Here is a 7945-nt window from a genome sequence, read left to right as displayed (position 1 = left end):
AGCTACACCAGGACGCTGTTCGCCGCGACCCCGCGTGCCGACGTAGCCTCGATCAAGGCAAGACTGGCGAAGAAGAAGGCGGCTTAACGTCTCTTCGTCATCCTAGGGCGAAGCGTCGCGCAGACCCTAGGATCCATGCCGTTACCTCAGCCGAAGGGTGCAGCGGAGCAGAATTCTGCACCGTGGCACGGCATGGATCCTCGGGTCTGCACTGCGTCGCTACGCTCCTTGTTCCGCCCGTGGATGACGACGCTGGAGAGGCCGCCGCTCAGGACAATTTGGCGATGATGGCGCGCAGTGCCTCGCCGAAACGGTGAATCTCCTCGACCGTGTTGTAGTGGACAAGCGAGGCGCGGATTGCGCCGCTGTCCATTGAGAGGTTGAGACGCTTCATCAGTCGCGGCGCGTACATGTGGCCGTCGCGGATGCCGATCTGCATCTCGGCCATTTCCTCGACGACCCGCTGCGGCGACAGTGTGCCGATGTTGAAGCAGAAGGTCGGCACACGCTCATTGATGCGGGCCTCGTCGGCAACGCCGTAGATGGTCGCGCCGCAACCTTTCAGCACGGCCAGCATCTCACGCGCCAGCACCAGCTCATAGTCGCGGATGGCGCCCATGCCGGCGACGATGTTGTCGCGCCGCGAGCGGTTGTTGGACGGCGCCAGATTGCGGCCGATCAGTTCCAGATACTGCACGGCGGCATCCATCCCCGAGACGTTCTCGTAGATGAAGGTGCCGGCCTCGACCTTGTACGGCGGCTCGTTGGGGATGAAATCCTCGCGGAAGGTCGGCAGCCGCTTCAGCGTTTCGAAGCGGCCCCACAGGAAGCCCATATGCGGCGAGAAATTCTTGTAGCCGGAGCAGACGAGATAGTCGCAATCCCAGGCCTGCACGTCGATCAGCCCGTGCGGTCCGTAATGCACGCAGTCGAGGAACACTTCGGCGCCGGCCGCATGTGCGATCTCGGCCACCGCGGCGACATCGACGATCGAGCCGATCGAATGCGCGGTGACCGTGCAGGCGACGAGGCGGGTGCGGTCGGAAACCAGCGGGCGCAGATCGTCGACATGCAGATTGCCGTCCTCGCGTATGCGCCACCATTTGAACTTTGCACCGGCGGACTCCAGAGCCAGCCAGGTCGCGATGTTGGCATCATGGTCCATGTCGGTGATGACGATCTCGTCGCGCTCCTGCAGCATCTGGCCGATGCCGAGGCTGACCAGGCGGATGAACGAGGTGGCGTTCATGCCGAAGCAGATTTCCGCCGGGCTATAGGCGTTGATGAGCAGCGCGACGCTTGTCCGCGCATCGGCGACCGACTGGTCGACAGTGACGCTGCGGCCATAACGGCCGCCACGCTGCACATTGTGCGAAACCAGATGGTTGGTCACCGCGTCGAGCACGCTCTGCGGAATTTGCGCGCCGGCGGCATTGTCCAAAAAGATGAAGTCGCCGGCCCGTTGCAGGGCTGGAAACATGGCGCGGATGGCGTCGACGGGGAACGCGGTGGCATTCGCATTGTCGGTTTGATGCTTGTTCACGGGGTAGGCTCCTGCGGAGGACTTGGGCGGGGTGGGATCGGTTGACGAGGTCAGCGCTTCTTTTCGGTCTTGAAGCGCTCTTCAAGCAGGCTGACGAGGCGGACCATCGGCCAGAGAAAGATGAGATAGACAAGGGCTGCGCCGATCAGCGGCGAGGGGTTGGCGTAAAGCGACTGCGCGTTGGTCGCTTCCTTCAAGAGTTCCGGCAGCGCCACGGTCGAGGCGAGCGAGGTGTCCTTGAACATCGAAACGCAGTTGCTGGTCATCGGCGGGATGACGACGCGGATCGCTTGGGGCAGCACCACTTTGCGCAAAGTCAGGAGGAACGGCAGGCCAAGCGCCTGCGACGCCTCGAATTGGCCACGCGGAATGCTTTCGATGCCGGAGCGGAACACTTCTGCCGAGTAAGCCGACATGATGAAGGCGAAGGCCGTCACCGCCGAGGCCCAGGACGACAGGCGTATGCCGAGGAAGGGCAGCGCGTAGTAGATCAGGATCAGCACGACCAGCACCGGCAGGGCGCGGAAGATGTCGGTGTAGCCGACCGCGAGCCAGCGCAGCGGCTTCGGCGCATAGAGCCGCACCAGGCTGATCCCCAGGCCGATGGGGATCCCGATGCCGATGCTCAAAATGCCGAGCAGCAGCGTGTTCAGGAAGCCGCGCAGCAGCGCCGGCAGGCTGGACATGATGACATCGGGGTTGAAGAAGGTGTCGATCAGCGACATCGGAGCGTTCCCGAACCCCAGAGCGAAGAGTGCTCACGTTAAAATCAATTGGCCTCGTCGACGGCGAGGTGATCTGCGGCAGAAGCCGGCGCCAAAACGTGAAATGAATCGTGCCGGCCTGGAAAGCCGGCACGATGTCAGCGCAGCTTTCAGCTCAGGCCTTCGGCAGCGGCATTTCCTTCATGGTCGAAGAGTCGGCCGGCGCGTCGCTGCCGAACCACTTCTTGTGGATCGCGGCCAGGGTGCCGTCCTTCTTCATCGCGCTCAGCGCATCGTTCAGCTTGCCCAGCAGCGGGTGGTCCTTGGTCATCATCAGGCCGTATTGCTCACCGGTCTTGATGCGCTCCTTGACGACCAGGTCCTTCATCTTGGTGAAGGAATACTCCATGCCCGGAATGTCGCTGACGGCCGCATCGACGCGGCCGGCGCTGAGGTCGAGCAGCAGATTCTGCTGCGTGTCGTAGCCCTTCACGTCGCTGAAGCCATCGGCTTCCTGATGCGCCTTGACCCAGGTTTCGCCGGTCGAGCCGGACAGCACGCCGATGATCTTGCCCTTGAGGTCGGCCTCGGCCTTGATCGCGCTGTCGGTCTTGGTGGCGATGCCCATGTCGGAATCGTAATAGGGCTGGGTGAACGACTGTGACTTCAGCCGCTCCGCCGTGATGGTGATCGACGAGATGGCGACATCGATGCGCTTCGAGGTGGTGGCGGCAAACAGCGCCTGGAAGCCGAGGTCGGCGATGTCGGTGGTCATGCCGATGCGCTTGGCGGCTTCGTTGACGATGTCGACTTCAAAGCCTTCGAAAGTGCCGCTCTCGTTCTTGTACTCGAAGGGTGGATTGGTCGGGTAGGCGCCGACATTGAGCACATCGGCGGCATAAGCGGTGGCGGGGCCGGCGGCGATGCCGATGGCGGCGGCGAGAAGAAGCAATTTGCGACGTGTGAAGCTCATTTGTGTTCCCTCTGTTGTTGATCGGGCGGGTTGCTCCCGCACGGTTTTTTGCCGCCCCGCACCGCAGGGCGTCAATTCATGGCAGCGACCAATGCGGTCATGGTTGGCGACATTTTTTGTTGCAGATCGCGGATCTGCGCGCGCACTTCATCGAAGGCATGGCGCGCATTGGATGATGACTGGGACAGTATGAACGACAAGAACTGAGACTCCCACCCGGAGCACCCACGATGGACTGGCCGGCACGATGGACTGGTCTGCACGATGGACTGGCCGGCAAGCCCGTCCGGCAAAGGCAATCGCCATCGACTGTGGAATGCTTATCCAAAGTGCGGCGCTTTTCAAGGCGAAAGTTTTAAGCTTAAAAAGCTGCGGTGTCGGTTGCGTGGCGGACACCATGCGGCCCGCTGGAACCGATACCCGCGAGCGATGGCGACCCGAAGCTATTTCAGGCTTGAAATATCTCCGCGCGGGCCTAGCGTGTGCTCTCTCGCCGGGAGGTCGCGACATGAACAAACCACACCCTTTGCACGGCCCGAACAGACTGAAGCTTGGCGTCTTTTCGACCAATGCCGATGGCGGCCTTGCTATCACAGACGTTCCGGAACGCTGGACGGCGAGCTGGCAGGATAATGTGACGGCGGCTCAGATCGCCGACCGCGCCGGGCTGGAGTTCATGCTGCCGATCGCGCGCTGGCGCGGTTTTGGCGGCCGCAACAAGGTGCGGGAATGGTCGTTCGAGACCTTCACCTGGGCGGCGGCTCTTGCCATGGCCACCGAACAGATCGGGCTGTTCATGACCGTGCATGTGCCGCTGGTGCATCCGCTCTATGCCGCCAAGGCGCTGGCGACGGTCGACCATATCAGCCAGGGCCGCGCGGGCTTGAACATCGTCTGCGGCTGGAACCCGAAGGAATTCGGCATGTTTGGCACGCCTTTGGTCGAGAAGGGCTACGATCAGGCGGCCGAATGGATCGAAATCCTGGAAAAGCTTTATGCCTCGGCCGAGCCGCTCGACTATGAGGGCACCTATTACCGCCTCAAGGAAGCCGTCAGCCGGCCGGCCAGTCTGCAGGTTCCGCGCCCGGTGACCATGAACGCCGCCTTCGGTGGGCCGGGCCGCGATTTCGCCGCTGCCCGGTGCGACTATCTGTTCACGACCTTTTCCGAAATGGGCGATGCCGGCAAGCATGTCGCCGATATCCGCGAACGGGCCGACAAGGCAGGCCGCGACGTAGGCGTCTACACGGTTGCGCATGTCGTCTGCCGCCCGACGATGGAAGAGGCGCAGGCCTATTATAACAGCTATGCGGTCGATATGGCCGACCACGATGCGGTCGATGCTCACATGGCCGGCAAGAAGGAATTCTCGCAGTCGCACGACCCGCACGCCTATGACCGCTACCGGCAACGCTTCGCCGGCGGCGCCGGCACCTACCCGCTGATCGGAACGCCGGAAACGATCGCTGCCGACATGGCCGCCATTGCCGGGCATGGCTATCAGGGCATCGCGCTGTCCTTCGTCAACTACACCAGGGAGTTGCCCTATTTCTGCGATCACGTGCTGCCGATTTTGCGGAAGGCGGGACTGCGCGAATAGTAGCTTTGCTCCGGGAAGCGGCTGCCTGTTGGCGGTCAGGGATTTCATCATCAGTTTAGGTAGAGCATTCGGAATTTGCCGAAGCCTCCCCAACTTCGTCATCCTCGGGTCTGCGCCGCGTCGCTTCGCTCCTTGCTCCGCCCGTGGATGACGAAGCGAGGGGCGTTTACTCCGGACGAACGAACTCCCTATTCCGGGATGACGGCGATCGCCTGGATCTCCACCTTGGCGCGATCCTCGACCAGCGCCATCACCTGCATGGCGGCCATCGCCGGAAAATGCCGGCCGATCACCTCGCGATAGGCCTCGCCGATGCCCCTGAGGTTGGCGAGGTATTCGGCCTTGTCGGTGAAATACCAGGTCATCGAGGTGATGTGCTGCGGCCCGGCACCGGCTTCCGCCAGCACCGCGACGATGTTCTGAAGCGTTTGCCGCACCTGGCCGACAAAATCGTCGGTCTCGAACTGGCATTGCCCGTTCCAGCCGACCTGTCCGCCGACGAAGACGAACTGTCCGCGTGCCGCGACGCCATTGGCGTAGCCGACAGGTTTTGCCCAGCCTTCGGGCTGCAGAATCCTGTGCATTCAAAACCTCCCGGTATTCCAAAACCCAATTTTCAAAATCGAAAGCTCGTCAAAATCTCTGCCGTCAGGCAGCGCCCATCACTTGCCGCGCAATCACCACTTTCTGAACGTCGGAGGCACCCTCATAGATGCGCAGAGCGCGGATCTCGCGATACAGGCTTTCAATGATGTGGCCCCTGCGGACACCGTCGCCGCCATGCAGCTGCACAGCCTTGTCGATCACCTCTTGCGCCTTGTCGGTGGCAAACAGCTTGGCCATCGCCGCCTCGCGTGTGACCCGCGCGGCGCCCATGTCCTTGGTCCAGGCGGCGCGGTAGACCAGAAGCGCCGCCGCATCGACGTCCAGCGCCATATCGGCGATGTGGCCCTGCACCATCTGAAGTTCGGCCATCGGCGCGCCGAACAGTTTGCGCTCGGCCACGCGTTTGATGCTTTCATCCAGCGCGCGCCGGGCAAAGCCGAGTGCCGCCGCACCAACGGTCGAGCGGAACACGTCGAGCACCGACATGGCGATGCGGAAGCCGTCGCCGGGTCTGCCGATCAGCGCAGCGGCCGGCAGGCGGACCTGATCGAAAGACAGCCGTGCCAGCGGATGCGGCGCGATCACTTCCAGCCGTTCCGCGATGCCAAGGCCCCTGGCGTCGCCAGGCACGAGGAAGGCGGAAAGCCCCTTGGCGCCCGGCGCCTCGCCGGTGCGGGCAAAGACGACATAGAGGTCGGCGATGCCGCCATTGGAGATCCAGGTCTTTTCACCCGACAGAACGTAACTGTCGCCGTCGCGGGTCGCCGTCATTTCCGTGTTGGCGACATCCGACCCGGAGCGCGGTTCCGACAGGGCGAAGGCTGATATCGCCTTGCCGGCACGTGTCTTCGCAAGCCATTCCTGTTGCTCCGGCGTGCCGAACAGGCTGAGCGCGCCGGTACCCAGCCCTTGCATGGCGAAGGCGAAATCGGCCAACCCGTCATGGCGGGCAAGCGTCTCGCGCGTGATACACAAAGTGCGCACGTCGAGGGGCCCCGGATTGTCGGTGTCGAGAGCCGTCGGTTTCAGCCAGCCGTCCCGGCCCAACTGCGCCACCAGTTCGCGGCAAGCGGCATCGACATCATGGTGATCGACCGGCAGGTTTTTTGAGCACCATGCGTCGAGGCGCTCGGCCCACTCGCGATGGCTGTCTTCGAAGAAGGGCCAGTTGAGGAAGGAGCGGTCAGGCATGGGTGCCTCCGCAATTGAGGCGTTGCGCTCTACGGTGCCCCCCTCTGTCCTGCCGGACATCTCCCCCTCTAGGGGGGAGATTGGCAGCTTCGCCGCCACGGCTCATCCTGCCACGCTGGTGGTTGGCGAAAACCGACGCAACATCCAATCTCCCCCCTAGAGGGGGAGATGTCCGGCAGGACAGAGGGGGGCGCTGTCCCGCCGACGTCTCCACGGAATGCATCATCCCTCAATCCCCCTCGAACACCGGCTTTTCCTTGGCCACGAACGCCTTGTAGGCGCGCTCGAAGTCGCGGGTCTGCATGCAGATCGCTTGCGCCTGCGCTTCCGCCTCGATCGCCTGGTCGAGACCCATCGACCATTCCTGATTGAGCTGCGTCTTGGTGATGCCGTGCGCAAAGGTCGGGCCGGAAACGATGCGCGCCGCCATATCGAGCGCGTCGGCCTCCAGCGAGGCGGCATCGACCAGCCGGTTGTAGAAACCCCAGCGTTCGCCTTCCGCCGCCGTCATGGTGCGGCCTGTGTAGAGCAGTTCTGCGGCGCGGCCCTGGCCGACGATGCGCGGCAGGATCGCGCAGGCGCCCATGTCGCAGCCGGCGAGGCCGACGCGGGTGAACAGGAATGCGGTCTTGGCTTCCGGCGTGGCGATGCGGATATCGGAGCTCATCGCAATGATGGCGCCGGCGCCGACCGCGACACCGTCGACCGCAGCAATGATCGGCTTGCCGCAATTCAGCATCGCCTTGACGAAATCGCCGGTCATGCGGGTGAAGGCCAAGAGCTCCTTCATGTCCATCTTGACCAGCGGGCCGATAATGTCGTGGACATCGCCGCCGGAGCAGAAATTGCCGCCATTGGAGAGGAACACCACGGCGTCGACATCGTCGGCATAGACGAGGTCGCGGAACGTGTCGCGCAGCTCGGCATAGCTGTCGAAGGTCAGCGGGTTCTTGCGCTCCGGCCGGTCGAGCCGGACCTTGGCGATCCTGCCCTCGACCTCCCACAGGAAATGCTTCGGCTTGCGCCCGGCCATTGCGGTCATTCGCGTCCCTCCCAGTTGCTGCGAAACGAGGTCAGCATGCCGGTCAGCCGGCGCGCGTCGTCCTCGCTGACCTTGCCCAGCAATTCACCGATCCAGCCTTCATGCGCCGCGGCGATTGTGGCGAAGGCTTGCGTGCCTTCCTCGGTCAGCCGCACCATCGACGTGCGGCGGTCGCCATTGCGCCTCGCGCGGGCGACAAGTCCTTCCGAAACCAGCCGGTCGACGATGCCCGTGACATTGCCGTTGGAGACCAGCAGGAAGCGCGACAGGTCGCTCATCAGCATGC

At 63.3% G+C, this 7945-nt stretch carries 9 protein-coding genes and 1 pseudogene; 2 read left to right on the top strand and 8 right to left on the bottom strand.

Annotation, left to right across the window (positions count from 1 at the left end):
• A pseudogene (locus tag EN939_RS12840) lies at nt 1-87 on the top strand (peptide ABC transporter ATP-binding protein); the annotation flags it as partial.
• Nucleotides 88-268: 181 nt separating this feature from the next.
• On the opposite strand, the gene EN939_RS12835 reads toward EN939_RS12840, so the two are convergent.
• The 4 genes from EN939_RS12835 to EN939_RS39710 all read right to left on the bottom strand — a co-directional run bounded on the left by EN939_RS12835 (nt 269) and on the right by EN939_RS39710 (nt 3420).
• Nucleotides 269-1543: a cysteine desulfurase-like protein gene (locus tag EN939_RS12835; RefSeq protein ID WP_127268314.1), complete on the bottom strand. Its 1275-nt coding sequence runs from the start codon at nt 1541-1543 to the stop codon at nt 269-271.
• 50 nt (nt 1544-1593) lie between these two features.
• Nucleotides 1594-2268 (bottom strand): amino acid ABC transporter permease, encoded by a 675-nt coding sequence (locus EN939_RS12830; protein WP_013527987.1) that lies wholly within the window; start codon nt 2266-2268, stop codon nt 1594-1596.
• Between the two features lie 154 nt (nt 2269-2422).
• Entirely contained in the window at nt 2423-3220 is a 798-nt protein-coding gene (locus EN939_RS12825; RefSeq protein ID WP_127268313.1) for an ABC transporter substrate-binding protein, read from the bottom strand.
• A gap of 71 nt (nt 3221-3291) precedes the next feature.
• Nucleotides 3292-3420, bottom strand: coding sequence for a hypothetical protein (locus EN939_RS39710; protein WP_256755016.1), 129 nt, complete (start codon nt 3418-3420; stop codon nt 3292-3294).
• A 308-nt stretch (nt 3421-3728) separates the two neighbouring features.
• Between EN939_RS39710 and EN939_RS12820 the strand changes: the two genes are divergently transcribed.
• Nucleotides 3729-4820, top strand: a complete 1092-nt coding sequence (locus tag EN939_RS12820) for an LLM class flavin-dependent oxidoreductase (RefSeq protein WP_127268312.1) — start codon at nt 3729-3731, stop codon at nt 4818-4820.
• A gap of 188 nt (nt 4821-5008) precedes the next feature.
• Here the strand turns inward: EN939_RS12820 and EN939_RS12815 are convergent, their stop codons facing one another.
• The 4 genes from EN939_RS12815 to EN939_RS12795 all read right to left on the bottom strand — a co-directional run.
• Nucleotides 5009-5404 (bottom strand): RidA family protein, encoded by a 396-nt coding sequence (locus EN939_RS12815; protein ID WP_127268311.1) that lies wholly within the window; start codon nt 5402-5404, stop codon nt 5009-5011.
• A gap of 64 nt (nt 5405-5468) precedes the next feature.
• The gene (locus tag EN939_RS12810; RefSeq protein WP_127268315.1) at nt 5469-6617 is read right to left on the bottom strand and encodes an acyl-CoA dehydrogenase family protein; all 1149 of its coding nucleotides are present in this window, start codon (nt 6615-6617) and stop codon (nt 5469-5471) included.
• Between the two features lie 229 nt (nt 6618-6846).
• The gene (locus tag EN939_RS12800; protein WP_127268310.1) at nt 6847-7659 is read right to left on the bottom strand and encodes an enoyl-CoA hydratase family protein; all 813 of its coding nucleotides are present in this window, start codon (nt 7657-7659) and stop codon (nt 6847-6849) included.
• The coding region (locus EN939_RS12795; RefSeq protein ID WP_127268309.1) for a MarR family winged helix-turn-helix transcriptional regulator at nt 7656-7945 on the bottom strand (290 nt) is incomplete at its 5' end. The genes EN939_RS12795 and EN939_RS12800, both read right to left, overlap by 4 nt.

Source organism: Mesorhizobium sp. M7A.F.Ca.CA.002.05.1.1 (genome assembly GCF_003998335.1).
Lineage (GTDB): Bacteria > Pseudomonadota > Alphaproteobacteria > Rhizobiales > Rhizobiaceae > Mesorhizobium.
The sequence above is the reverse complement of the archived record's forward strand: the minus strand, read 5'-3'. Positions and strand labels throughout refer to the sequence as shown.

Excerpts from the sequence above, each read along its gene's own strand:
- EN939_RS12815 (WP_127268311.1), bottom strand. The coding sequence starts at position 5,404 with ATGCACAGGATTCTGCAGCCCGAAGGCTGGGCAAAACCTGTCGGCTAC.
- EN939_RS12810 (WP_127268315.1), bottom strand. The coding sequence starts at position 6,617 with ATGCCTGACCGCTCCTTCCTCAACTGGCCCTTCTTCGAAGACAGCCAT.
- EN939_RS12820 (WP_127268312.1), top strand. The coding sequence starts at position 3,729 with ATGAACAAACCACACCCTTTGCACGGCCCGAACAGACTGAAGCTTGGC.
- EN939_RS12825 (WP_127268313.1), bottom strand. The coding sequence starts at position 3,220 with ATGAGCTTCACACGTCGCAAATTGCTTCTTCTCGCCGCCGCCATCGGC.
- EN939_RS12800 (WP_127268310.1), bottom strand. The coding sequence starts at position 7,659 with ATGACCGCAATGGCCGGGCGCAAGCCGAAGCATTTCCTGTGGGAGGTC.
- EN939_RS12830 (WP_013527987.1), bottom strand. The coding sequence starts at position 2,268 with ATGTCGCTGATCGACACCTTCTTCAACCCCGATGTCATCATGTCCAGC.